The sequence below is a fragment of the Nocardioides anomalus genome (assembly GCF_011046535.1).
In the GTDB taxonomy this organism is placed as follows: domain Bacteria; phylum Actinomycetota; class Actinomycetes; order Propionibacteriales; family Nocardioidaceae; genus Nocardioides; species Nocardioides anomalus.
On sequence record NZ_CP049257.1, the window covers coordinates 3,199,702 to 3,222,992 of the forward strand.

Here is a 23,291-nt window from a genome sequence, read left to right on the forward strand (position 1 = left end):
GTCCGCAGGGGAGAACGAGGAATGGCCCGGACGGGTCAGGCGCGGAAGTGGTGCAGCCGCCGCGCGGCCTCGGCCACCGAGCCGGACATGCTCGGGTAGACCGTGAAGGCCTGGGCCAGCTGGTCGGCGGTCATCGACTCGGCCACGGCCAGCGCGACCGGGTGGATCAGCTCGCTGGCGCGCGGGGCCACCACGACGCCGCCCACGACGATGCCGGTGCCCGGGCGGCACAACAGCTTGACGAAGCCGTCGTGCACGCCCTGCATCTTGGCGCGCGGGTTGCCCGAGAGCGGGAGCGTGACGACCTCGGCCTGCATCTCGCCGTCGTCCACGGCCTGCTGGGACCAGCCGACGGTGGCGATCTCGGGGTCGGTGAAGACGTTGGAGGAGACCTTCTTCAGGTCCAGGGGGTGCACGGTGTCGCCGAGCAGGTGCCACATCGCGATCCGGCCCTGCATGGCGGCCACCGAGGCCAGCATCAGCACGCCGGTGCAGTCGCCGGCGGCGTAGATCCCCTTGGCCGACGTGCGGCTGACCCGGTCGACGTTGACGAAGCCGCCGTCCTTGAGGTGGACGCCGGCCTCCTCCAGGCCCATGTCCTGGGTGTTCGGCACCGATCCCAGCGCCAGGATGCAGTGCGAGCCCTGCACCGTGCGGCCGTCGGTCAGCGCGACGGTGACGACGTCGCCGTCGCGGGTCACCGACTCCATGCGCGAGCGCGAGAGCACGTTCATGCCGCGCCGGCGCAGCACGTCCTCGAGCACGCCGGCCGCGTCGGCGTCCTCGCCGGGCAGCACCCGGTCGCGACTGGAGACGAGGGTGACGGGCACGCCGAGGTTGAGGTACGCCGAGGCGAACTCCGCCCCGGTCACCCCCGAGCCGACCACCACCAGCTCCGTGGGCACCTCGGTCAGGTCGTAGACCTGCTCCCAGGTCAGGATCCGCTCGCCGTCCGGCTGGGCGGTGGGCAGCGTGCGGGGCGCGGCGCCGGTGGCCAGGAGCACGGCGTCGGCGCGCACGATCTCCTCGCGCCCGCCGGGCCGCTCGACGACCACCGTGTCCGGGCCGGACAGCCCGCCGCGGCCCTGGAGGATCGTCACGCCGTCGCGCTCGAGGCGCGCCTTGATGTCGTGCGACTGGTCGGCGGCCAGCGCCTTGACCCGGGCGTTGACCTGGCCCAGGTCGACCCGGATCGAGGTGGCCTCGTCGCCCTGGTGGTCCTCGAAGACCACCCCGAGCTCGCGCGCGCCCGACAGCTCGCTCATCACCTCGGCGGTGGCGATGAGCGTCTTGCTGGGCACGCAGTCGGTGAGCACCGCCGACCCGCCGATGCCGTCGCTGTCGACCAGGGTCACCTCGGCGCCGAGCTGGGCCGCGACGTGCGCGGCCTCGTAGCCGCCGGGGCCACCGCCGATGATGACGACGTGGTCGGGCATCAGAGGTTGATCATGTGGCCGGCGATGCCCTCGACGGCCTCCTTCATCGCCTCCGACAGCGTCGGGTGCGCGAAGATGTTGCGGGCCACCTCGTCGGCGGTCAGGTCCCACTTCTGGGCCAGGGTCAGCGCGGGCAGCAGCTCGGTGACCTCGGGGCCGATCAGGTGGGCGCCGACGATCTCGTTGTGCTCGCTGTCGGCGACGATCTTGACGAAGCCGACCGTCTCGGCCATGCCCCGAGCCTTGCCGTTGGCCGAGAACGGGAACTGCGCGACCTTGACGTCGTACCCCTTCTCCTCGGCCTGCTCCTCGGAGTAGCCGAAGGAGGCGATCTGCGGCTGGCAGAACGTCGCGCGCGGGATGAAGTCGAAGTCGATCTCGATCGTCTCGGCGTCCGCGATGGTCTCGGCCGCCACGACGCCCATCGCCTCGGCGGTGTGGGCCAGCATGAGCTTGCCGGTCACGTCGCCGATCGCGTAGATGCCCGTGACGTTGGTCCGCCCGCGGGCGTCGACCTCGATCGCGCCCCGGTCGGAGACCTTGACCCCGGTGGCGTCGAGCCCGTAGCCGTCGACGCGCGGGGCGAAGCCGAAGGCCGCCAGCATCTTGTCGGCCTCGAGCACCTCGGAGTCACCTCCGTCGGCCGGGCTGACCGTCACCCTGACGCCGGAGCCGGTGTCCTCGACGTTCTCGACCTTGGTCGAGAGCAGGACCTTGACGCCGAGCTTCTTGTACTGGCGCAGCAGCTCCTTGGACACGTCCGGGTCCTCGGTCGGGACCATCCGGTCCAGGAACTCCACGATCGTCACGTCGACGCCGAAGTTCTTCATCACGTAGGCGAACTCCACGCCGATCGCGCCGGAGCCGCCGATGATGATCGAGCTCGGCAGGTCGCTGTCGAGGATCTGCTCCTCGTAGGTCACGACGTTCTGGCTCACCGACATGCCCGGCAGCATCCGCACCTTCGCGCCGGTGGCGATGATGAGGTCGGTGCAGGTGTAGGTGCTCTTCGAGCCGTCGTGGTCGACCTCGACCGCGTGGCCGGCGTCCTGCTGGCCGAGCAGGGTGCCCCAGCCGTCGATCTCGGTGATCTTGTTCTTCTTCATCAGGTAGTGCACGCCCTTGGCGCTGGCGTCCGCGACGCTGCGGCTGCGCTGGTGGGTGGGGCCGTACGACATGGTCGCGTCGCCCTCGATCCCGAAGGTCTTCTTCTCCTGGGTGAGGATGTGCGCCAGCTCGGCGTTGCGCAGCAGGGCCTTGGAGGGGATGCAGCCGACGTTGAGGCAGACGCCGCCCCAGTACTTCTCCTCGATCACGGCGACGCTCTTGCCGAGCTGGGCGGCGCGGATGGCGGCGACGTACCCCCCGGGGCCGGCGCCGAGGACCAGGACATCGAAATGGGTCACGTCACTCACAACGCCAGCCTAGTGGCGAGCCTTCCTGTGACGTCCCGCACCCGGAGGGGCCACTACCCTGCTCCGGTGACGTTGTACGCCGCCTACGGGACCAACCTGGATCCCGCGCGCATGGGCGAGCGCTGCCCGCACTCGCCGATGTCCACCACCGGCTGGGTGACCGGGTGGCGGCTGACCTTCGGCGGCGAGGACCTGGGCTGGGACGGCGCCCTCTCCACGATCGTCGAGGACCCCATCGACCAGGTCTTCGTGGCCGTCTACGACGTCACCAAGGAGGACGAGGCCAACCTCGACGGCTGGGAGGCCGCGGACTCCGGGCTCTACCACAAGCTCAAGGTGCGGGTGGCCACGCTGACCGGCGAGGTCGTGGCCTGGACCTACGTGCTCGACGCCTACGAGGGCGGGCTCCCCTCCGCGTCGTACCTCGGGGTGCTGGCCGACGCCGCCGAGGCCGCCGACGCCCCGGCCGACTACGTGGCCCGGCTCCGCGCCCGGCCCTGCCGCTCGACCGGCCTCTGAACCCGCCGCACCACTAGGGTCTGCCGGGTGACGGAGGAATCCCCCTACGACCTGGCCCGGCGCGCCGCCGAGGCCCTGGCCGAGAAGACCGGCGTCGAGCAGCACGACGTGGCCCTCGTGCTCGGCTCGGGCTGGCTGCCCGCGGCCGACATGCTCGGCGAGACGGTGGCCGAGGTCGCCACCACCGACCTGCCCGGGTTCAGCGCAGCCGCCGTGGCCGGGCACTCCGGCCGGATCCGCTCGGTCCGCGTCGGCGACCTGCGGGCGCTGGTCTTCCTCAGCCGCACCCACTACTACGAGGGCAAGGGCGTCGAGGCGGTCGTGCACGGCGTCCGCACGGCCGGCCGGGCGGGCTGCCGCACCATCGTGCTCACCAACGGCTGCGGCGGGCTCAAGGAGAGCTGGTCGCCCGGCACCCCGGTGCTCATCAGCGACCACATCAACCTCACCGGCCGCTCCCCCATCGTGGGGGCGACGTTCGTCGACCTGACCGACCTCTACAGCGCCCGCCTGCGCGAAAAGTGCCGACAGATCGACCCGACGCTGGACGAAGGCGTCTACGTGCAGTTTCCTGGGCCTCACTACGAGACTCCAGCGGAGGTGCGCATGGCCGGCGTGATGGGTGGACACCTGGTCGGGATGAGCACGACCTTGGAGGCGATCGCGGCCCGCGAGGCCGGCATGGAGGTGCTGGGCATCAGCCTGGTCACCAACCTGGCCGCCGGCATCAGCGGGCAGCCGCTCGACCACGAAGAGGTCCTGGCGGCCGGCCGGTCGGCAGCGCAGCGCATGGGCGCGCTGCTCTCACAGGTGGTGCCACAGTTGTGAACGACACCCGGCAGCGCCTCCTGGACGCCGCCACCCGCGTCCTCGCGGAGCAGGGCGTCGAGAACGCCTCGCTCCTCGAGATCGCCCGACGCGCCGACCAGCGCAACCGCGGTGCCGTCCACTACCACTTCGGCAGCCGCGAGGGGCTCGTCGTCGCGGTCCTCGAGCAGTACGCCGACTACCTCGCCCAGCGTGAGGGCGAGATGCTCAACGCCGCCCGCGAGCGGCCCGACGACGACCTGGCCTCCGCCATCGCCGCGATCGTCCGCCCCTGCGTCCAGCTCGCTGAGGAAGGCTGGCGCGGCGCCTGCTACCTGCAGGTCGTCGCCGAGCTGGTCGAGGTCCCCCTCGCCTCCATGGACCCGGAGGTCGCGGCCATGCTGACCAAGACCGGCGGCGAGCCGGTCTTCGCGCTCATCCACGAGCGGATGCCTCCGATGTCCGACGACCTGCGCGTCGAACGGGTCTCCCTGCTCACCCTCTTCGTCCTGCGCTCGATCGCCGACCGCGCCAGGGCCGCCGACCGCGCCAACGGCCGGCCCCAGCTCGACACCGAGACGTTCACCGGCAACCTCATCGCCATGAGCACGGCCATGCTGACGGCGCCCACGGAGGTCTAGCGCCGCGCCGGCCGATACCTTCAGTCCGTGCGAGTCCTCCTCACCGGCGCGGCCGGCAGCATCGGCCGGGTCCTGACGCTCGGGCTGACCGACCGCGGGCACGAGGTGGTCGGTCTCGACCGCGTCCCGCCGCCCGAGGGCCTCGACGGCCGGTGGCACACGGCGGACTGCGCGGACCCGGACGCGGTGGCCGACGTCTTCGCCGCCGAGACCTCGCTGGACGCCGTGGTGCACATGGCCGGCCACCCGGGCGAGGCGTCCTTGCCGGACTCGCTGACCAGCCACGTGGTCACGACGGCGGCGCTGCTGGACGCGATGGTCGAGCACGGGGTGGCGCGCATCGTCTACGGCGGGTCCAACCACGCGGTCGGCCACACGCCGCGCGCGGGCCTGCCGGACGGCCTGCTGACGACGGCGACCCGGCCGCGGCCGGACACGTTCTACGGGGTGGCCAAGGTGGCGGCGGAGGCCCTGCTCAGCCTGTACGCCGACCGGCACGGCGTGGACGCGGTCTCCTGCCGGATCGGCTCGTTCCTGCCCGAGCCGCAGACGGTGCGCAACCTGGCCACCTGGCTCTCGCCCGACGACTGCGTGCGGATGGTGGAGGCGGCGCTGACGACGCCGGCGCCGGGCTTCGCGGTGCTCTACGGCATCTCGGCCAACACGCGCGCGTGGTGGGACCTCGAGCCGGGCCGGGCGCTGGGCTACGAGCCTCAGGACGACGCCGAGCGCTGGGCCGACCGGCTGGAGCCGCGCGCGGACGACGAGGCCGAGAACGCGCGGGTCGGGGGGCCGTACGCCATGACCGAGATCGTCCGGCCGGCGTTCGACCGCTCTTGACCTGGAGCGCACTCCAGCCCTGAAACTGTCCTGGTGCTGATCGGACTCTCCATCGCCGAGGCCGCCGCCGAGACGGGGCTGACCGCGGACACGCTGCGCTACTACGAGCGCGACGGGCTGATGCTGCGGGCGGTGCCACGCGCGCCGTCGGGCCACCGGGCCTACGCCGACTCCGACATCGACTGGATCCACCTCATCACCAAGCTGCGCTCGACCGGCATGCCGATCCGCGACGTGCGGCGCTACGCCGAGCTGGTCCGCGCGGGCAGCGGCAACGAGGAGGAGCGCCTCGAGCTGCTGCGCGCCCACCGGCGGGTCGTGCTGGCCCGCCTGGCCGAGGTCCAGGACCACCTGGGCGCCATCGACCACAAGATCGGGATCTACGAGAGCCGGACGGCCGGCGAGCCGGCCGCCTGAGTGCCGTGACTTGACCTGGAGCGCGCTCCAGGGCGTTCAGTGGTGGGCATGGACACACGCACCCTCGGCACCACCTCCGCCCTCGACGTACCTGAGCTCGGCCTCGGCTGCATGGGGATGTCGGAGTTCTACGGCACCTCCGACGAGCAGACCGCCGTCGAGACCATCCACCGCGCCCTCGACCTGGGCGTCACCTTCCTCGACACCGCCGACATGTACGGCCCCTTCACCAACGAGCAGCTCGTCGGCCGCGCAATCGCCGGGCGCCGCGACGAGGTGCAGCTGGCCACCAAGTTCGGCAACGAGCGCAACCCCGACGGCTCCTGGGTGCGCATCAACGGCACCCCGGAGTACGTCGCGAAGGCCTGCGACGCCTCCCTCCAGCGGCTCGGCGTCGACCACATCGACCTCTACTACCAGCACCGCGTCGACAAGACCGTCCCCATCGAGGAGACCGTCGGTGCCATGAAGGAGCTCGTCGAGGCCGGCAAGGTCCGCCACCTCGGCCTCTCCGAGGCGGCCGCGGACACCGTCCGCCGCGCGCACGCCGTGCACCCGATCACCGCGCTGCAGTCGGAGTACTCGCTCTTCACCCGCGACCTCGAGGACGAGGTGCTCCCCACCCTGCGCGAGCTCGGCATCGGCCTGGTGCCCTACTCCCCGCTCGGCCGCGGCATCCTCACCGGCGCCGTGACCCGCGAGTCGCTGGCGGGCGACGACTCCCGCGCCGCCGGCTACTTCCCGCGCTTCCGCGGCGACGCCCTCGACGCCAACCTGGCCCTGGTCGACCAGGTCAAGCGGCTGGCCGAGGAGCACGGCTGCACCCCCGGCCAGCTGGCGCTGGCCTGGGTCCTGGCCCAGGGCGAGGACGTGGTGCCGATCCCGGGGACCAAGCGCGTGCGCTACCTCGAGGAGAACCTCGGCGCCACCGAGGTCGAGCTCTCCGACGCCGACCTGCAGGCCCTCGAGGACGCCGTCCCGCGCGACGCCGTCGTCGGGGACCGCTACGCCGACATGAGCACCGTCGAGGCCTGAGCTCAGCCCACGGCGCCGGTCGCGAGGGTGCCGGCCTCGACCCGGGCCACCACCCGCAGCACCCGGGCGATCGGGATCGCGTAGCCGTCGACGGTGACGCTGGTGCTGCCGCTGGACGCGGCGACGCTCATCCCCACCACGTCTCCGGCGGCGTCCAGCAGGGCCCCGCCGCTGTCGCCGGGCACCACGTCGGAGGTGACCTCGACCAGGTTGCGCAACGGCTTCTCCTGACCGGTGAGGTCGTCGCGCACCGGGATCGAGGTCCGCGGATGCGTGACGGTGCCGGGCGCCGCGGTGAGGCCACCCCCGTCGCCGCCCGCGTCGCCGACGGCGGTCACGGCGTCGCCGGCGCTGACGCCCGAGGCGTCCGTGGTCACGGTCGCGAGACCGCCGGCGTCCTCCAGCCGCAGCACCGCGACGTCCCTGGTCGCGTCGAGGCCGAGCACGTCCGCGTCGTACGTCGCGCCCGTCGTCGGCACGGTCACGGTGATGGACGTGGCCCCCTCGACCACGTGGTGGTTGGTCACCACCAGGCCGTCGTCGGAGAGGACCATGCCGGTGCCGGCCGCCTCGCCCTCGCCGTACCCGAGGACGGTGGAGATCTGCACGACTCCGCTCGACTGCGTGGCCGTCGCGTCGCCGGTGTCCAGGGCGGCGTACGACGTGGTCCGCGCCGGAGCCGGGAAGCCCCAGCCGGGCGGCGGGTAGCCGCGCCAGTCGGCCAGGCCGACCGACGCCGAGGCGGGTGCGCCGACGGCGGCGACGGTGAGGGGCAGGACGAGCGCGGCCGCGGCGGCGCTGCGGGTCAGGCGGCGGGAGGTCTTCATGCCCCGACGGTGCGCGCGGGGACTGTGCGCCGGCTGTGTCCTCGCGGTGCGGCCGGCTTGGACCTCAGGCCAGGTCGAGCCGGCGCTCCAGGGCGGCCAGCGCCCGGGCCGCCTGGCGCCGGACCGCCTCGTCCGGGTCGGCCAGCCGGTCCCGGACGGCGGCGACGTGCTCGGTGTCGCCGACGACCGCCAGCGCGCGCAGCGCCTGGGCGCGCACGCGGGGTCGCTCGTGGGCGGTCAGCGCCGCGGCCCGGTCGCCGGCACCGGCCACGTCGTGGGCGGCGACGACCTTGAGGCACATCTCCACGGGCCGCCAGTGCTCGTCGCCGAGGCCGTGCCGCACGGCCGGCGTGGCCCGGTCGTCCCACACATGCAGCAGGCCCCGCGCGCCCCACGTGCGCAGCCAGTAGTCGTGCCACGACCGCGGGTCGGGCAGCCGGTCGAGACGGGTGAGCCCGCGCAGCTCCGCGACGTACCGCTCGCGAGGGGCGCCCTCGAGCAGGTCGCTGCACACCTCGACGAACCGGTCGGTCCCCAGCCGGTCGGCCAGGGCCCTGATCGAGACCGCCACCGGCGGCTCTGTTCTCACAAGCCCTAGTGTCGGCCCATGAGCACGTCAGCGGCCACCGACGTCCTGCTGGAGCGCGCCCGGGCCTGGGCGGCCGAGGACCCCGACGAGGCGACGCGCGCGGAGCTGGAGCAGGTCATCGGCGAGGTCGAGGCCGGGGGCGACGCGAGCGACCTGGTGGACCGGTTCGCGGGCAGCCTGGAGTTCGGAACGGCGGGCCTGCGGGGCGCGCTGGGCGCCGGCCCCAACCGGATGAACCGCGTCGTGGTCATCCGCGCGGCGGCCGGGCTGGCGGCGTACCTGCGCGAGCAGGGGCAGACCGGCCCCGTCGTCGTGGGGTACGACGCCCGCCACCGCAGCGACGACTTCGCGCGCGACACCGCCGAGGTGATGTCGGGCGCGGGGTTCAAGGTGTGGCTGATGCCGCGGCCGCTGCCGACGCCGGTGCTGGCCTTCGCCATCCGCGAGCTGGGCTGCTCGGCGGGCGTGATGGTGACCGCGAGCCACAACCCGCCCCAGGACAACGGCTACAAGGTCTACCTGGGCGACGGCAGCCAGATCGTGCCGCCGGCCGACGCGGGGATCGCCGCACAGATCGACGCGGTCGGCGCGCTCGCCGGCGTGCCACGCGGACCGGGTGGGACGGTGCTGGGCGAGCACGTCGTGGACCGCTACCTCGACACCATCGCCGAGCTCGCGCAGGACGGCCCGCGCGACCTGAGCCTGGTCTACACGCCGCTGCACGGTGTGGGCGGCTCGCCGGTCCTGCAGGTGCTCGAGACCGCGGGCTTCGAGACGCCCTGGGTGGTCGAGCAGCAGGAGCAGCCGGACCCGGACTTCCCGACCGTGGCCTTCCCGAACCCGGAGGAGAAGGGCGCGATGGACCTCGCGCTCGCGCTGGCCGCGGAGCACGACGTGGACCTGGTCGTGGCCAACGACCCCGACGCGGACCGCTGCGCCGCGGCGGTGCCGACCGGGCACGGCTGGCGGATGCTGCGCGGCGACGAGGTCGGCGCGCTGCTGGCCCACCACCTGCTCCGGCGCGGGCGCACCGGCACCTTCGCCACCTCGATCGTCTCCAGCAGCCTGCTCGGCACGATGGCCGCCGCCGCCGGTCAGCCGTACGTCGAGACGCTGACCGGCTTCAAGTGGATCGGCCGGGTCGAGGGGCTGGCCTTCGGCTACGAGGAGGCGCTCGGCTACTGCTGCGACCCCGAGCACGTCAAGGACAAGGACGGCGTCTCCGCGCTGCTGCTGCTGTGCGAGCTGGCCGCCGAGACCAAGGCCGCGGGCCGCACGCTGGTCGACGTCCTCGACGACCTCGCCCTGGAGCACGGCCTGCACGCCACCGACCAGGTCTCGGTCCGGGTGGCCGACCTGGCGCTCATCACCGCGGCGATGGAGCGGCTGCGGGCCACGCCCCCGCAGAGCCTGGGCGGCCTGGCCGTCGAGCGCGTCGACGACCTCGCGCTGGGCTCGGCCGACCTGCCCCCGACCGACGGCCTGCGCTTCACCCTGGCCGAGGGGGCTCGCGTCGTCGTACGTCCGAGCGGGACCGAGCCCAAGCTCAAGTGCTACCTCGAGGTGATCGTGCCCGTCGACGCCGAGGCCGGTGTCGACGCCGCCCGCATCAGCGCCGCGACCCGGCTCGACGCCCTGGGCCGTGACGCCGAGGCCGCCCTCGGCCTGTGACGCCGGGGGCTTTCACACCCTTTAGGCCGAGACTTGAACTAAATCGGGCGAAACCCTTGACGCGATGGTTGACGAGGGCAAACGATGCTCTGGTCCGAGGTGACGACCGTCACCCGGATCCCTCCCCTCGACCCCGCCCGGTGTCTCTCGTGAGCCTCGACCCCGGGCGCTTCGTCGCGGGTCCCTCCGAGCCAGGAGCAGCGTCCACATGTCCTTGCGCACCCTCACCAGGCGAGCGGGGGTGGTGCTCGCCCTGAGCGTCGCCGCCGCGCTGCCGAGCATCCCCACGGCACCACCGGCCCAGGCGGTGGACCTGTCCCTGCCCTCGCTGTGGCAGGCCTACAAGGATGACTTCATCTTCGGCACCTTCGGCGACTGGAGCAGCGACCAGGCGAAGTACCACTACCGGTCCAACAGCCTGCCCAACGCCCTCAAGCTCGACGGCCAGATCGGCAACAGCAACACCAACAGCCTGTCGCGCCAGACCTACCTGGCCGAGGCGGCGCGGATCGACGCCGACCCGACCCTGACCGAGGCGGAGAAGGCCGACGCCCTCGAGGCCGCCAACGAGCACGTCGTGCTCCAGCCGACCACCGGTCCCGGGCAGTCCGAGACCGTCCTCAAGCAGATCGAGGCCTACAACGCGGCGAACAACCTGCCGCCGGACCAGCGCAAGGTGGTCCGCGCCCACGTGCTGGCCTGGCACGGCGGCCAGCAGCCCAACTACTTCTTCACCGACGGCTTCTACTACGACGCCGCGAACCCGAAGTGGGCCACCCCGCGCACCATGCTCAAGCGGCTGGACGACTACGTCCACCAGATGATGGTCAAGTACGCGCCGTACCAGGACGTCATCTACTCCTGGGACGTCGTCAACGAGGCCATCGACGACTACTCCGGCCAGATCCGCAACGGCCAGGACCCGCAGGTCGGCCAGTGGGGCATCGTGTTCCGCCGCCCCGACCTCGACGCGACCCCCGACGCCCGGCTCAAGGCGGAGTCGGCCTGGGTGCGCCAGGCCTTCGCCTCGGCCCGCAAGTGGTCGAACGCGGTCGGTGCGAAGTGGAAGCTGTACTACAACGACTACCAGGACAGCAACAAGCTCTACGAGCCCAAGCTGAGCCAGACCATCAAGATGCTCAAGCCCATCCACGACGCCGGCAACATCGACGGCTACGGGATGCAGGGCCGGCTGGCGTGGGCCTACCCCGGCATCAACCAGCTGCGCGCCCAGATCAACGCCGGCCTCACCGTGGCCGACGAGATCTCGATCAGCGAGTCCGACATCCGCAGCGACCTGGAGCCCAACCCGAACTACGACCCGACGCAGCCCACGCGGCCGGTGACCGCCGCCGACGCGGCCGACCCGAACACGCAGTGGCCGACGTTCGGCTCCTGCTCGTGGGTCAACAAGGGCGCGGCCAACGGCAACACCTTCGACGTCTGCAACTCCCCGGTCCGCCGCATCCCGGACTGGGGCACCGGCTCCAACGTCACCCTGGCCGACAGCCCGGCCATCATGCAGAAGCAGGCCGACTTCGCCGCGGACTGGATGGACCTGCTGCTCTCCTACGGCGGCAAGGTGAAGGCCTACCAGTTCGACGGGACCTCGGACAGCAACACCTTCAACCGCACCGACGGCGCTCAGCTGTGGTCCGGGGCGGCCGACCACCACGAGAAGTACTCCTTCTTCTCGGTGCTCGGCGCACCGGCCCGCGAGAAGCTGCGCGCGGCCATCGCCGTCGACCCCGGTGACGCCTCGCGCTACACCACCGACAGCTGGTCGGCGTACGCGCGGGCCAAGCAGGCTGCTGCGGCCCTGGTGCCGGTCCGGATCTACACCATCGACGCCGTCAACGCGGTGACCGCCGCGACCGCGGCCCTCACCCAGGCCCGGCAGGGTCTGGTGCTCCTCAACCCGCCGACCACCCCGGGGACGCCGGGAACGCCCACCGTGCCGCCCACCCCGGGCAGCAAGGGCACCGTCGAGGCCCGCGTGCGCCTGCCCCGCCGTCCCACCTCGGAGCACGGCGGCAAGCTCGAGGTGCGCCTCGTGCCGACCACCGCCGCCACCGGCGAGCCCACGCCGACCGGCACCGTCGTCGTCGAGCTGACCCACGCCGGCAAGACCGTGCGCCGCACCGGCACGCTCGAGAGCGGCGTCGTCCGCGTGGGCGTCCAGCGGCTCGCGGTGGGGACCTGGAAGGTCCACGTGTCCTACAGCGGCTCGGGCGGCTACCAGGCCCTGCCCGAGGACGTGGTCAAGAAGATCCACGTGCGCCGGTAGCGCACCCCTGACGACGCACGCCCCGGCCACCGGCCGGGGCGTGCGTCGTGTCAGGCCGGGTCGGGGCCGGGAGGGGCGCCGAGCCCGGCCAGGTACGTCTCCAGCAGCCGGCCGGCCACCTCGTCCCACGCCGGGCCGGGGCGGCCGGGCGGGGCCAGGGTGGCGCCGAGCCAGGCGATGTCCCAGACGTCGACGGGGCGGCGGATGGTGCCGTCGGCGGCGCCCCGCGCCAGCAGCGCGCCGATGGCGTCGTGCAGGCGCCGCTGGACCGCGCGGGTGGCGTCGGTCCGGACGGCGGGGCCGCCGGTCGAGGGCAGCAGCAGGTCGTCGCGGTCGGCGATGACGCCGGTGAGGAAGGAGCGCAGCAGGTCGGTGGCCGGGGCGTCCTCGGCGCCGACCGCCTCGAGGCGGGCGAGCATCCGCTCGAAGGAGCGGCGGGTGAGCTCGTCGAGGAGGTCCTCGCGGCTCGGGAAGTGCCGGTAGAGCGTCCCCACCCCGACGCCGGCCTCCGCGGCGATGGTGGTCATCGGGACCGCGTGGCCCTCCCGGTGCAGGGCGGTGACGGCAGCGCGCGCCAGCTGCTCGTGGTTGCGCCGCGCGTCGCTGCGCAGACCGGTCACGGAGCCATTCTCACCCGCCCGGAACAAACGGACGAATCCTTCCGTTTAGGCTCTCACCGATCCCAGAGAGAGCGAGACAGCGATGAAGGCAGTGCGGTTCCACGACTACGGCGACCCGGACGTCCTGCGCTACGAGGACGTCGACCGGCCCGAGCCCGGCGCGGGCCAGGTGCGGGTCGCGGTCGCGGCCACCAGCTTCAACGGCGTCGACGCCACCATCCGCGCCGGCTTCATGCAGGGCCCGATCCCGGTGACCCTCCCCCACACGCCGGGCCTCGACGTGGCCGGCACCGTGGACGCGCTCGGCGAGGGCGTCACCGGCTTCTCGGTCGGCGACCCGGTGATCGGCTTCCTGCCGATGACCGAGGACGGCGCGGCGGCCGAGCACGTCCTCGCCCCCGCCGACGTCCTCTCGCCCGCGCCCACCACCCTCCCGCTGGCCGACGCCGCGGCGCTGCCGGTGGTCGCCCTCACCGCGCGCCAGGCCCTGTTCGTCCACGCCGACCTGCGACCCGGCCAGCGGATCCTCGTCAACGGGGCCGGCGGCGCCGTCGGGGGTACGCCGTGCAGCTGGCGCACGGCGCCGGCGCCCACGTCGTCGCCGTGGCGGGCCCGCAGAGCGCCGACCGGGTCCGTGAGCGGGGCGCCGACGAGGTCGTCGACCACACCGCCGGGGACGTCGTCGCCGCGGTGACCGAGCCGGTCGACGTGCTGCTCAACCTGGCGCCGGTCGACCCCGACCAGCTCAAGGCGCTGGTGGGGACGGTCAGGGACGGCGGCGTCGTGGTGAGCACCACCGTCTGGATGCCCACGCCGGGCGACGATGCGCGCGGTGTGCGGGCGGTGGACCTGTTCGTGGACAGCGACGCCGGTCAGCTGGCCGAGCTGGTCAGCCAGGTCGACCGCGGCGAGCTGGTGGTCGACGTGGCCGAGCGGGTGCCGCTGGCCGACCTCGCCTCCGTGCACGCGCGGGCGCTCGAGGGCGCCCTGCCCGGCAAGGTCGTGGTGACGGTCGCGTAGGGCTCAGCGCACGGCGAAGGCCACGACGACCAGCGCGATGGTCACCGCGAAGGCAGCGATCTCGGGCCAGGCCCACTCGCGCCGGATGCGGGTGCGCAGCTCGTCGGCCTCCGGCGAGAAGACCGAGGAGATCCCACGGCGGGCGCGGTCGGCGCGGATCAGCTCGCGGACGCGGCTCTCGATGTAGTCGCCGTAGTCCATGCCCCGCTCGATGTCCGGGAAGTACTCGCCGGTCAGGCCCGGGGCCTGGGTGCGGGCCTTCTGCATGCGCGAGCCGCGCATCACGGTGCGCAGCGAGCGGCCGGCGCCGGCGCAGACGAAGCGGCGCTCGCCGGCGCGCACGGCCAGCACCTGCTGGACCGCGATCTCCTCGATCGTGGCCAGCGGGATGTGCACCGTGCTCAGCATGTTGCGCAGCACGAGCTCGCCGCCCTCGGTCATCACCCGGGGGCGGATGGTGCTGGCGTAGATGAGGACTCCGGCCAGCAGGGCCACGGCCGGCACCCAGAACGGGATGCCGTCGGTGTCGAGCACCCAGGCCACCAGCAGGCCGACCACGACCAGGCCGCCCACCACCGCGACGAAGGTGCCGCCGTTGCGGGCGAACTTCTCCTCGACGTGCCCGTCGACGCCGCTGCTGACGCGGTCGGCGGAGCCGTCCGGGGTCCTGCGGGCCACCGTTCCCCCCTGCTCGCTGGATGGTCTGGTCGGTGCCCCGCCACCCTATGCTGGGGGTCATGGTGGCAACGGAGCCCGAGATCGAGACGACACCGATCCGTGACCTCGACGTGGCCCGGTCCGACGCCTCCCTGCGCCGCTTCCTGCACGGCCTGCCGGGCGTCGACCAGGTCGGCGCCGAGCAGCGCGCGGCCGCGCTCGGCACCCGCTCGATCAAGACCTCGGCCAAGGCCTACGCGCTCGACCTGGCCATCTCCATGGTCGACCTGACCACGCTCGAGGGCATGGACACCCCGGGCAAGGTCCGCTCGCTGGCCGCCAAGGCCCAGCACCCGGACCCCTCTGACCCGACCTGCCCGCAGACCGCGGCCATCTGCGTCTACGGCGACCTGGTCGGCGTGGCCAAGCAGGCCCTGGGCAGCAGCCCGGTCAAGGTGGCCGCGGTCGCCACGGCGTTCCCCAGCGGTCGGGCGCAGCTCGACGTCAAGCTGGCCGACACCCGCGACGCGGTCGCGGCCGGGGCCGACGAGATCGACATGGTCATCGACCGCGGGGCGTTCCTGTCCGGTCGCTACCTCGAGGTCTTCGAGGAGATCGCCCAGGTCAAGCAGGCCTGTGGCGACGCGCACCTCAAGGTGATCCTCGAGACGGGTGAGCTGCAGACCCTCGACGCCGTACGCCGCGCGAGCTGGCTCGCGATGCTGGCGGGCGGGCACTTCATCAAGACCTCGACCGGCAAGATCCAGCCGGCCGCGACGCTGCCGGTCGTGCTGGTGATGCTCGAGGCCGTCCGCGACTTCCGCGAGGCCACCGGCGTCCAGGTCGGCGTCAAGCCCGCCGGCGGCATCCGCACGGCCAAGGACGCCATCAAGCACCTGGTCGTGGTCAACGAGGTCGCCGGCCCCGACTGGCTGGACCCGGACTGGTTCCGCATCGGCGCCTCCACGCTGCTCAACGACCTGCTCATGCAGCGCATGAAGATGACGACCGGCCGCTACTCCGGCCCCGACTACGTGACGGTGGACTGATCAGCATGGGCACGCCCTTCGAATACGCCCCGGCGCCGGAGTCGCGCTCGGTCGTCGACATCAAGCCGTCCTACGGGCTCTTCGTCGGCGGCGAGTTCGTCGACGGCCACGGCAAGGCGTTCAAGACCGTCAACCCGGCCACCGAGGAGGTCCTGGCCGAGGTGGCCGAGGCCGACGAGCACGACGTCGACCACGCCGTGAAGGCGGCGCGCCGCGCGCACCGGACCTGGTCGCGGATGCCGGGCGCCGAGCGCGCGAAGTACCTCTACCGCATCGCCCGCATCATCGCCGAGCGCTCGCGCGAGCTGGCCGTGCTGGAGTCGATCGACAACGGCAAGCCCATCAAGGAGAGCCGCGACGTCGACGTGCCCATCGTCTCCGCGCACTTCTTCTACTACGCGGGCTGGGCCGACAAGCTCAAGTACGCCGGGTACGGCGAGCAGAGCCTCGGGGTGGCCGCGCAGATCATCCCCTGGAACTTCCCGCTGCTCATGCTGGCCTGGAAGGTCGCGCCCGCGCTGGCCTGCGGCAACACCGTGGTGCTCAAGCCGGCCGAGACCACGCCGCTGACCGCGCTGCTGTTCGCCGAGATCTGCCAGCAGGCCGACCTGCCGGCCGGCGTGGTCAACATCGTCACCGGCGCCGGCTCGACCGGGCAGGCCCTGGTCGCCCACCCCGACGTGGACAAGGTCGCGTTCACCGGCTCCACCGACGTCGGCAAGCAGATCGCCCGCACCGTGGCCGGCACCGACAAGCGCGTGACGCTCGAGCTCGGCGGCAAGGCGGCCAACATCGTCTTCGACGACGCCCCGATCGACCAGGCCGTCGAGGGCATCGTCAACGGCATCTTCTTCAACCAGGGCCACGTCTGCTGCGCGGGCTCGCGGCTGCTGGTCCAGGAGTCGGTGGCCGACGACGTGCTGCACCGGCTCAAGCGCCGGATGGCCACGCTGCGCGTCGGCGACCCGCTGGACAAGAACACCGACGTCGGTGCCATCAACTCCGCGGAGCAGCTGGCCCGGATCCGCGAGCTGTCCGACATCGGCGAGGCCGAGGGCGCCGAGCGCTGGTCGGCGCCGTGCGAGCTGCCGAGCCACGGCTACTGGTTCCCGCCCACGCTGTTCACCGACGTCACCCAGGCCCACCGGATCGCCCGCGAGGAGATCTTCGGGCCGGTGCTCTCGGTGTTGACCTTCCGCACGCCCGCCGAGGCCGTGGCCAAGGCCAACAACACGCCGTACGGCCTGTCCGCCGGCGTGTGGACCGACAAGGGCTCGCTCATCCTCAAGATGGCCAACGCGCTGCGCGCCGGCGTGGTGTGGGCCAACACGTTCAACAAGTTCGACCCCACGAGCCCGTTCGGCGGCTACAAGGAGTCGGGCTACGGCCGCGAGGGCGGCCGCCACGGACTGGAGGCGTACCTCAGGTGACCAGGGCAGACGTCCGCAAGACCTACAAGCTCTACATCGGCGGGGCCTTCCCGCGGTCGGAGTCCGGGCACACCTACGTCGCGCACGACGCCAAGGGCCGGTTCCTGGCCAACGCCGCGCTCGCCTCCCGCAAGGACGCGCGCGACGCCGTCGTCGCCGCCCGCGGCGCCTTCTCCGGCTGGGCCGGGCGCACGGCGTACAACCGCGGGCAGGTGGTCTACCGGATCGCCGAGGTGGTCGAGGACCGCCGCCCGCAGTTCGTGGACGCGCTGGCCGCCACCGAGGGTCTCTCCGCCCGCGCCGCCGGCGCCGCGCTGGACACGGCCATCGACCGGCTGGTCTGGTACGCCGGCTGGGCCGACAAGCTCACCCAGGTCGTGGGCAACGCCAACCCGGTCAGCGGGCCGTACTTCAACCTCTCCACGCCCGAGCCCACCGGCGTCGTCGCCGTGCTCGCGCCCCAGGAGTCCTCCCTGCTCGGCCTGCTCTCGGTCGTCGCGCCGGTCATCGTCACCGGCAACACCTGCGTGGTCGTCTCCTCCTTCGAGCGCCCGCTGCCGGCCGTGACCTTCGCCGAGGTGCTGGCCACCTCCGACGTGCCCGCCGGCGTGGTCAACGTCCTCACCGGCGACGCGGAGGCCCTCGGCCCCTGGCTGGCCTCGCACATGGACGTCAACGCCCTCGACCTCACCGGCGTCGCCGGCCGGCCCGACCTGGCCACCGACCTCGAGGTCGCCGCCGCCGACAACCTCAAGCGGGTGCGCCGAGCTCCCGCGGCCGAGCCCGACTGGACCCTCGAGCCCGACCTCGACGCCATGACCGACTTCCTGGAGACCAAGACCGTCTGGCACCCGATCGGGGTCTGAGCGACAACCGCCCGGGCCGCCGGGACGTCCATCTCGAGTGGCTCTCCGCGCGGCACTCCTGGGCGTGGTCCTGCTTGCGCTCACCGCTGGGTGCGGGCCCCCGAGGTCTCGACCGGGCCGGTGGCCGACTGCTCGGTGCTGGTGCGGTACGCCGGCGGCACCTACGTCGCGACCGGCACCGTCGTGGCCGCGGCCGAGGCCGCGCGGTGGCCGGTGCTGAGCGCGACCGGCGAGCTCAGCGCCTGTGCCGACACCGGGCCGGAGCCGCGGGGCGCGTACTTCCCGGACGACGCGACGCCGGTCACCCTGGTCGCGCTGCCGGGGGTCGACGAGGCGGTCGCGGTCGGCTACCGCCGCGCCGGCGAGGACGACGTCGGGGTGCTGGTCGGCCAGGACGTCCCCGCCAGGGACCGGCGAGCGCTCGTCGCGCGCTTCCGCCCGGCCCCCGAGCCCTAGGCGCCCGAGCCCACCAGCAGCGCCACGGCCGCGCGCACCTGGTCCGGTGCGGTGGCGGTGAGCACGGCGACGGTGATCTGCACGGCGGCGCCGTCGTGACCGCGGACGACGACCCGGGTCTGCCCGACGTCCCCGGTCGGCTCGACGGCGCAGGCGGTCTGGCCGGGCAGCCAGTCGACGGGCGTCCCGGGGCCGACGTAGCCGGTGCGGTCGAGGGTGGCGCAGAGGCGGTCGTAGCCCCTGCGGTCGCGCACCTCGACGTAGCCCTGCTCGCTCTCGCGGTGGCAACCACGGACGGTGGCCTCGGCCGGCTGGGGCGCGGACCAGCCCAGGGTGGTGAGGACGTCGTCGGGGATGCGGGCGGCGCAGTCGGCGTCGGTGGTGGCGGGCGCGTCGGAGGGCGCGGAGCCCGACGACGAGGAGTCGCCGGAGCAGCCGGCGGCGCCGAGAGCGAGGAGCAGCGCGAGGGCCGCGACCCGAGTGGCCACGTGGCCAGCCTGCCACGGCACAATGGGCTCCCGTGTCGGCGCGGGTGGTGGTCCTGGCCGGGCCGTCGGGCTCGGGCAAGTCCCACCTGGCCGGGCGCCTGGGCCTGCCGGTGCTGCGGCTGGACGACTTCTACCGCGACGGCGACGACCCCCTGCTCCCGCGGATCACGGAGGGCGCGAACGCCGGCCTGGTCGACTGGGACGACCCCGGCTCGTGGCGGCAGGACGAGGCACTCGCGGCCATGGGCACGCTGTGCCGGACGGGCGCGGTGCAGACGCCGGTCTACGAGATCGCCGCCAACGGCCGCACGGGCGTGCGCACGCTGAGCCTGGACGGCTCGCACCTGGTCCTGGCCGAGGGGATCTTCGCCCACCACGTCGTCGGTCCGCTGCGGGAGGCGGGGATCCTCGCGGCGGCGTACTGCCTGCGCCAGCACCCCGTCGTCACCTTCTGGCGCCGGCTCACCCGTGACCTGCGCGAGCACCGCAAGCCTCCCCTGGTCCTCGTGCGCCGGGGCCTCGCGCTCATGCGCGACCAGCGCGGCATCGTGGCCACGGCCGTAGCGGCCGGGTGCACGGCGGTCTCGCCGGAAGAGGCCTACCGCCGCATCCACGCGCTCCCGGACGGTGGGTGACCCGGTGGACCTCGACCTCGTCCGCGGCCGGCGCCAGCCCGACCAGCGCACCTGCGGGCCGTCGTCCCTGGTCGCCGCCCGGATCCTGGTCGACCCGACGTACCGCCCGGCCGACTTCGCCCGCGCCGCCCACGACCTGCACCGCACGCTGACCCGCCCGGTCGCCTTCGGCCACCAGCAGCTGCCCTGGCCGCGCGCGCTCGGTACGCCGCCGTGGGCCGCCGCGCGCGCCATGACGGCCTTCACCGGGCGGACCTACCGGACCCGCGTGCTCCGCTGGGGCGACCGCGCCCGCGTCCTGGCCCGCCTCGAGGCGGCCCTCGCGCAGGACCTGCCCTGCCCGCTGTACGTCGGCTCGACGTGGCTCCCCCGCCACGTCGTCCTCGCCGCGGGCTCGGCGCCCGAGGGCCTCACCGTCTTCAACCCCAGCAGCGGGGCGGTGGTCAGCCTCGACCGCGCGGCGCTCACCGGCGGCCGGTTGGGCACCACCGGCCGGTGGACCGTGCCGTGGTTCGCGGTGCTGCCGACGGTGGGCACACCCGCGGGCTGACCCGGAGGTGTGGTCAGGCCCGGTTCGCGGGACGGACCCGAGCGGCGGCGGCGACGGTGGTGCCGACACCCCCACCACCCCCAGGAGCACGACCGTGCCGCACCGCCGCCTCCTCCTCGCCGGCCTCGCCGCGGCGCTCACCCTCGGCCTGGGCACGGCGGCGCAGGCCGACACCTACGCGCCGGGCACCGAGAGCCAGACCTTCGCCACCGGCCTCGGCCTGTGGACCGGGACGGTCACCAGCGGTGGGCTCTGCGTCCCCGGCCTGACCTGCGCCACGCTCACCCAGGGCCACGGCGCCACCGGCGGCGCGGACGGCAACGGCTACCTGCGCACGGCGGTCGCCGGCACCATCGACACGGCGCTGGCCACGGTCGACGCCGCGTGGGAGAGCCCGGCGTTCACCTACATCGGCAACGCCGGCAAAGTCCCCACCGCGGTCACCTTCGACCTCAGCGTGCGGCCCGCGCTGGCCGGGCTGATCGACGTCGACGCGCCGAACCCGTCGACCTACCGCGTCGACCTGGTTGCGCAGCCGAGCGGTACGCCGATCAGCGTGGTCCCGGCCACCCGCCTGCAGGCGAGCACCACCTGGACGGCGATCCCGACCGTCTCGCTCGACCCGGCGACGCTGACCATGGGTGGGCGCTACACCCTGCGGATCACCACCAGCATCCGCACGGTGGTGTCGGTCGGGAAGTCCGGGGAGGTCGGCTTCGACGACGTCGTGCTCACCACCGCGGGGACGGCCACCCCGCCCGGCGGCGGTGGCGGCCCCGGCGGTGGCGGCGGTGGCACGGGTGGCGGCGGTGGTGCTGGCACCGGTGGCGGCACGGGCACGAGCACCATGACCGAGGCCGAGCTGCGACGGGCCGCGCTGAGCACGGTCCTGCCCGCGAGCGGCACGTGGACCGAGCGCGGGGTGACCGTCCGGCTCGGCTGCCCGGCCCAGGCCGCACCCCGAGCGTGCGCGGTCCGCGTGACCGGGCTGGAGGCCGGCAAGACCTCGCCCGCGGCGACCAGGACGGCCCACGCCAAGGTCCCGCCGGGCCGGACCAAGAGGATCCGGCTCGCCGTCCTCAAGGCGGCGACGTACGACCGGGCGAAGGGGATCTGCGTGCGGGCCACCGTCACCGTCGGCGGCGTCCGCGTCAGCGTGGTCAAGCGCCTCGAGCTGGTGCGCTGAGCGCTCAGTGTGACCGGGCGGAGACCGCGCGGCCGGTGAAGCCGTGCTGGAGCCCCCAGATGACCGCCTGGGAGCGGCTCTGCGCGCCGATCTTGCGGTAGAGCGTGCGGATGTAGGTCTTGACCGAGTTCACGCTCAGGTAGAGCGCCTCGGCCACCTCGGCGTTGCTCATCCCCTTGCAGATGAGCACCAGGACCTCGGCCTCCCGGTCGCTGAGCCCGTGGGCGCGTCCGGGCCAGTCGACGGTCCCGACCGCGCCACGCCGGCCCCCGCCGGAGCGGCGCAGGACGACCTGCTCGCCGGCGTGCACCCGTTCGATGGCCTCGATCAACTCGGGCTCGGAGACGCTCTTGTGCACGTAGCCGGCCACGCCCTGCTCCAGGGCGTGCGCGACGGCCCGGGCGTCGTCCGCGGCGGTGAAGGCGACCAGCCGGGTCGACGGCGCGCGGTGCTCGTCCTGCACGTCGCCGGACAGCCCGAAGGTGTCGCGCAGCAGCACGTCCGGCGGCCCGGAGGAGTCCCCGAGGGCGACGACCTCCACCCGGCCGCGGTGGCGCGCCACCATGGCCGCGAGCCCCTCGACGACGACGGGGAAGTCGTTCTCGACCGCGACCCGGACGGGTTGCTGCTGGTTGGTCACCACGGCCACCGGTGCCCAACCGCCCGGAGATGATGCCCCTCCCGGACGTGGGCGGGCTCAGCCCTCCGCGGCGAGCGCGGCGTACGCCGGCTTGATGACGTCCGTGATGAGGGCCAGCCGCTCGTCGAAGGGCAGGAACGCCGACTTCATGGCGTTGACGGTGAACCACTCGAGGTCGCGCACGGTGTAGCCGAACGCCTCGGCCAGGTGGGTGAACTCCGAGGTCATCGACGTGCCCGACATCAGCCGGTTGTCGGTGTTGACCGTGACCCGGAACCGGAGCCGGGTGAGCAGCCCGATCGGGTGCTCGGCGATGGACGCCGCCGCCCCGGTCTGCACGTTGGAGGCCGGGCACATCTCCAGCGGGATCCGCATGTCCCGCACGTACGCCGCCAGCCGGCCCAGCTCGACCTCGCCGGAGTCGGTCACGGTGATGTCGTCGATGATCCGCACGCCGTGGCCGAGCCGGTCGGCGCCGCACCACTGGATGGCCTCCCAGATGCTCGGGAGCCCGAAGGCCTCGCCGGCGTGGATGGTGAAGTGGGAGTTCTCGCGCTGGAGGTACTCGAAGGCGTCGAGGTGCCGGGTGGGCGGGTAGCCGGCCTCAGCACCGGCGATGTCGAAGCCGGCCACGCCCCGGTCGCGCCAGGCGATGGAGAGCTCCGCGATCTCGCGGGAGCGGGCCTGGTGCCTCATCGCGGTGAGCAGCTGGCGCACGGTGATGCCCTGGCCCCGAGCCCGGCTGGCGGCCATGCCCTCCTCGAAGCCCTCCTGCACCGCGGCCACGACCTCGTCGAGGGTGAGGTCGTTGGCGACGTGCTGCTCGGGGGCGTAGCGCACCTCGGCGTACACCACCCCGTCGGCCGCCAGGTCCTCCACGCACTCCCGGGCGACGCGGGTCAGCGCCGCCGCCGTCTGCATGACGGCCACGGTGTGGTCGAAGGTCTCGAGGTACTGGGGCAGCGAGCCCGAGTCGGCCATCGTGGTGAACCAGCGGCCCAGCGCCTCGGCGTCGGTCTCGGGCAGCTCGTGGCCGATCTCGGCGGCCAGCTCGACGATGGTCGCGGGTCGCAGCCCGCCGTCCAGGTGGTCGTGCAGCAGCACCTTGGGGGCCCGCAAGGCCTGGTCCCGGGTGACCGCGGGACCTGCACTAGGTTCGGTGAGGACGGCGCTCATGGCCGCCATCCAACCACCCGTCAGGAGACCACGC

The 23,291-nt window shown here is 73.4% G+C and carries 26 protein-coding genes; 17 read left to right on the forward strand and 9 right to left on the reverse strand.

Annotated features, from left to right (window positions below; translation table 11 throughout):
- Nucleotides 1–35: 35 nt before the first annotated feature.
- Together G5V58_RS16110 and lpdA are read right to left on the reverse strand one after the other, a co-directional pair.
- Nucleotides 36–1,436 (reverse strand): NAD(P)H-quinone dehydrogenase, encoded by a 1,401-nt coding sequence (locus G5V58_RS16110; protein WP_165234877.1) that lies wholly within the window; start codon nucleotides 1,434–1,436, stop codon nucleotides 36–38.
- The gene (lpdA, locus tag G5V58_RS16115; protein ID WP_165239193.1) at nucleotides 1,436–2,842 is read right to left on the reverse strand and encodes a dihydrolipoyl dehydrogenase; all 1,407 of its coding nucleotides are present in this window, start codon (nucleotides 2,840–2,842) and stop codon (nucleotides 1,436–1,438) included. Before lpdA ends, G5V58_RS16110 begins: the two co-directional genes overlap by 1 nt.
- A gap of 75 nt (nucleotides 2,843–2,917) precedes the next feature.
- On the opposite strand from lpdA, the gene G5V58_RS16120 reads away from it, so the two are divergent.
- The 6 genes from G5V58_RS16120 to G5V58_RS16145 are packed head-to-tail and all read left to right on the forward strand — an operon-like array spanning nucleotide 2,918 to nucleotide 7,110.
- Nucleotides 2,918–3,370 carry a gamma-glutamylcyclotransferase gene (locus G5V58_RS16120; protein ID WP_165234880.1) on the forward strand — a complete coding sequence of 151 codons (453 nt, stop codon included), beginning with the start codon at nucleotides 2,918–2,920 and terminating at the stop codon, nucleotides 3,368–3,370.
- A 27-nt stretch (nucleotides 3,371–3,397) separates the two neighbouring features.
- Nucleotides 3,398–4,198: a purine-nucleoside phosphorylase gene (locus G5V58_RS16125; RefSeq protein WP_165234883.1), complete on the forward strand. Its 801-nt coding sequence runs from the start codon at nucleotides 3,398–3,400 to the stop codon at nucleotides 4,196–4,198.
- Nucleotides 4,195–4,818, forward strand: coding sequence for a TetR/AcrR family transcriptional regulator (locus tag G5V58_RS16130; RefSeq protein WP_165234886.1), 624 nt, complete (start codon nucleotides 4,195–4,197; stop codon nucleotides 4,816–4,818). The genes G5V58_RS16125 and G5V58_RS16130 overlap by 4 nt, the downstream gene beginning before the upstream one ends.
- A 27-nt stretch (nucleotides 4,819–4,845) precedes the next feature.
- The gene (locus G5V58_RS16135; protein WP_165234888.1) at nucleotides 4,846–5,658 is read left to right on the forward strand and encodes an NAD-dependent epimerase/dehydratase family protein; all 813 of its coding nucleotides are present in this window, start codon (nucleotides 4,846–4,848) and stop codon (nucleotides 5,656–5,658) included.
- A 33-nt stretch (nucleotides 5,659–5,691) separates the two neighbouring features.
- Nucleotides 5,692–6,075, forward strand: coding sequence for a MerR family transcriptional regulator (locus G5V58_RS16140; RefSeq protein WP_230486676.1), 384 nt, complete (start codon nucleotides 5,692–5,694; stop codon nucleotides 6,073–6,075).
- Nucleotides 6,076–6,123: 48 nt separating this feature from the next.
- A complete protein-coding gene (locus G5V58_RS16145; protein WP_165234891.1) occupies nucleotides 6,124–7,110 on the forward strand; it encodes an aldo/keto reductase in 987 nt (328 codons plus the stop codon).
- Nucleotides 7,111–7,112: 2 nt separating this feature from the next.
- Here the strand turns inward: G5V58_RS16145 and G5V58_RS16150 are convergent, their stop codons facing one another.
- Nucleotides 7,113–7,937: a S1C family serine protease gene (locus G5V58_RS16150; RefSeq protein ID WP_165234894.1), complete on the reverse strand. Its 825-nt coding sequence runs from the start codon at nucleotides 7,935–7,937 to the stop codon at nucleotides 7,113–7,115.
- A 64-nt stretch (nucleotides 7,938–8,001) separates the two neighbouring features.
- Complete coding sequence (locus tag G5V58_RS16155; protein ID WP_165234897.1) at nucleotides 8,002–8,526, reverse strand: HEAT repeat domain-containing protein; 525 nt, start codon at nucleotides 8,524–8,526, stop codon at nucleotides 8,002–8,004.
- Between the two features lie 18 nt (nucleotides 8,527–8,544).
- Here G5V58_RS16155 and G5V58_RS16160 point away from each other — a divergent pair, with 18 nt between their 5' ends.
- Together G5V58_RS16160 and G5V58_RS16165 are read left to right on the forward strand one after the other, a co-directional pair.
- Nucleotides 8,545–10,197 carry a phospho-sugar mutase gene (locus tag G5V58_RS16160; protein ID WP_165234900.1) on the forward strand — a complete coding sequence of 551 codons (1,653 nt, stop codon included), beginning with the start codon at nucleotides 8,545–8,547 and terminating at the stop codon, nucleotides 10,195–10,197.
- A gap of 208 nt (nucleotides 10,198–10,405) precedes the next feature.
- Nucleotides 10,406–12,484 (forward strand): endo-1,4-beta-xylanase, encoded by a 2,079-nt coding sequence (locus G5V58_RS16165; RefSeq protein WP_165234903.1) that lies wholly within the window; start codon nucleotides 10,406–10,408, stop codon nucleotides 12,482–12,484.
- A gap of 50 nt (nucleotides 12,485–12,534) precedes the next feature.
- Here the strand turns inward: G5V58_RS16165 and G5V58_RS16170 are convergent, their stop codons facing one another.
- Nucleotides 12,535–13,104: a TetR/AcrR family transcriptional regulator gene (locus G5V58_RS16170; protein WP_165234906.1), complete on the reverse strand. Its 570-nt coding sequence runs from the start codon at nucleotides 13,102–13,104 to the stop codon at nucleotides 12,535–12,537.
- 82 nt (nucleotides 13,105–13,186) lie between these two features.
- On the opposite strand from G5V58_RS16170, the gene G5V58_RS16175 reads away from it, so the two are divergent.
- A complete protein-coding gene (locus G5V58_RS16175) occupies nucleotides 13,187–13,798 on the forward strand; it encodes an NADP-dependent oxidoreductase (RefSeq protein WP_230486677.1) in 612 nt (203 codons plus the stop codon).
- Nucleotides 13,708–14,124 (forward strand): zinc-binding dehydrogenase, encoded by a 417-nt coding sequence (locus G5V58_RS26050; protein WP_230486678.1) that lies wholly within the window; start codon nucleotides 13,708–13,710, stop codon nucleotides 14,122–14,124. The genes G5V58_RS16175 and G5V58_RS26050 overlap by 91 nt, the downstream gene beginning before the upstream one ends.
- Nucleotides 14,125–14,127: 3 nt before the next feature.
- Here G5V58_RS26050 and G5V58_RS16180 read toward each other — a convergent pair whose 3' ends face one another.
- On the reverse strand, nucleotides 14,128–14,802 hold the full coding sequence (locus G5V58_RS16180) for a hypothetical protein (protein ID WP_165234909.1): 675 nt from the start codon (nucleotides 14,800–14,802) through the stop codon (nucleotides 14,128–14,130).
- A gap of 59 nt (nucleotides 14,803–14,861) precedes the next feature.
- On the opposite strand from G5V58_RS16180, the gene deoC reads away from it, so the two are divergent.
- The 4 genes from deoC (at nucleotide 14,862) to G5V58_RS16200 (ending at nucleotide 18,582) form a co-directional block, all read left to right on the forward strand.
- On the forward strand, nucleotides 14,862–15,830 hold the full coding sequence (gene deoC, locus G5V58_RS16185) for a deoxyribose-phosphate aldolase (RefSeq protein ID WP_165234912.1): 969 nt from the start codon (nucleotides 14,862–14,864) through the stop codon (nucleotides 15,828–15,830).
- Between the two features lie 5 nt (nucleotides 15,831–15,835).
- Nucleotides 15,836–17,260, forward strand: coding sequence for an aldehyde dehydrogenase family protein (locus G5V58_RS16190; RefSeq protein ID WP_165234915.1), 1,425 nt, complete (start codon nucleotides 15,836–15,838; stop codon nucleotides 17,258–17,260).
- Nucleotides 17,257–18,126 carry an aldehyde dehydrogenase family protein gene (locus G5V58_RS16195; RefSeq protein ID WP_165234918.1) on the forward strand — a complete coding sequence of 290 codons (870 nt, stop codon included), beginning with the start codon at nucleotides 17,257–17,259 and terminating at the stop codon, nucleotides 18,124–18,126. Before G5V58_RS16190 ends, G5V58_RS16195 begins: the two co-directional genes overlap by 4 nt.
- Nucleotides 18,127–18,216: 90 nt before the next feature.
- A complete protein-coding gene (locus tag G5V58_RS16200) occupies nucleotides 18,217–18,582 on the forward strand; it encodes a hypothetical protein (protein ID WP_165234921.1) in 366 nt (121 codons plus the stop codon).
- On the opposite strand, the gene G5V58_RS16205 is transcribed toward G5V58_RS16200, so the two are convergent.
- Nucleotides 18,579–19,070 carry a hypothetical protein gene (locus G5V58_RS16205; RefSeq protein ID WP_165234924.1) on the reverse strand — a complete coding sequence of 164 codons (492 nt, stop codon included), beginning with the start codon at nucleotides 19,068–19,070 and terminating at the stop codon, nucleotides 18,579–18,581. The genes G5V58_RS16200 and G5V58_RS16205 overlap by 4 nt on opposite strands.
- A 32-nt stretch (nucleotides 19,071–19,102) precedes the next feature.
- Between G5V58_RS16205 and G5V58_RS16210 the strand changes: the two genes are divergently transcribed.
- From G5V58_RS16210 to G5V58_RS16220, 3 genes are all read left to right on the forward strand, one after another.
- Complete coding sequence (locus G5V58_RS16210; RefSeq protein ID WP_165234927.1) at nucleotides 19,103–19,705, forward strand: nucleoside/nucleotide kinase family protein; 603 nt, start codon at nucleotides 19,103–19,105, stop codon at nucleotides 19,703–19,705.
- A 4-nt stretch (nucleotides 19,706–19,709) separates the two neighbouring features.
- Nucleotides 19,710–20,255 carry a hypothetical protein gene (locus G5V58_RS16215; protein ID WP_165234930.1) on the forward strand — a complete coding sequence of 182 codons (546 nt, stop codon included), beginning with the start codon at nucleotides 19,710–19,712 and terminating at the stop codon, nucleotides 20,253–20,255.
- 94 nt (nucleotides 20,256–20,349) lie between these two features.
- The gene (locus G5V58_RS16220) at nucleotides 20,350–21,441 is read left to right on the forward strand and encodes a hypothetical protein (protein WP_165234933.1); all 1,092 of its coding nucleotides are present in this window, start codon (nucleotides 20,350–20,352) and stop codon (nucleotides 21,439–21,441) included.
- Nucleotides 21,442–21,445: 4 nt separating this feature from the next.
- Here G5V58_RS16220 and G5V58_RS16225 read toward each other — a convergent pair whose 3' ends face one another.
- Complete coding sequence (locus tag G5V58_RS16225) at nucleotides 21,446–22,090, reverse strand: response regulator transcription factor (protein WP_230486679.1); 645 nt, start codon at nucleotides 22,088–22,090, stop codon at nucleotides 21,446–21,448.
- Nucleotides 22,091–22,138: 48 nt separating this feature from the next.
- Nucleotides 22,139–23,257: an adenosine deaminase gene (locus G5V58_RS16230; protein WP_196240518.1), complete on the reverse strand. Its 1,119-nt coding sequence runs from the start codon at nucleotides 23,255–23,257 to the stop codon at nucleotides 22,139–22,141.
- Nucleotides 23,258–23,291: the final 34 nt, after the last annotated feature.

Excerpts from the sequence above, each read along its gene's own strand:
- G5V58_RS16230 (WP_196240518.1), bottom strand. The coding sequence starts at position 23,257 with ATGAGCGCCGTCCTCACCGAACCTAGTGCAGGTCCCGCGGTCACCCGG.
- deoC (WP_165234912.1), top strand. The coding sequence starts at position 14,862 with ATGGTGGCAACGGAGCCCGAGATCGAGACGACACCGATCCGTGACCTC.
- G5V58_RS16165 (WP_165234903.1), top strand. The coding sequence starts at position 10,406 with ATGTCCTTGCGCACCCTCACCAGGCGAGCGGGGGTGGTGCTCGCCCTG.
- G5V58_RS16145 (WP_165234891.1), top strand. The coding sequence starts at position 6,124 with ATGGACACACGCACCCTCGGCACCACCTCCGCCCTCGACGTACCTGAG.
- G5V58_RS16110 (WP_165234877.1), bottom strand. The coding sequence starts at position 1,436 with ATGCCCGACCACGTCGTCATCATCGGCGGTGGCCCCGGCGGCTACGAG.
- G5V58_RS16190 (WP_165234915.1), top strand. The coding sequence starts at position 15,836 with ATGGGCACGCCCTTCGAATACGCCCCGGCGCCGGAGTCGCGCTCGGTC.
- G5V58_RS16150 (WP_165234894.1), bottom strand. The coding sequence starts at position 7,937 with ATGAAGACCTCCCGCCGCCTGACCCGCAGCGCCGCCGCGGCCGCGCTC.
- G5V58_RS16175 (WP_230486677.1), top strand. The coding sequence starts at position 13,187 with ATGAAGGCAGTGCGGTTCCACGACTACGGCGACCCGGACGTCCTGCGC.
- G5V58_RS16160 (WP_165234900.1), top strand. The coding sequence starts at position 8,545 with ATGAGCACGTCAGCGGCCACCGACGTCCTGCTGGAGCGCGCCCGGGCC.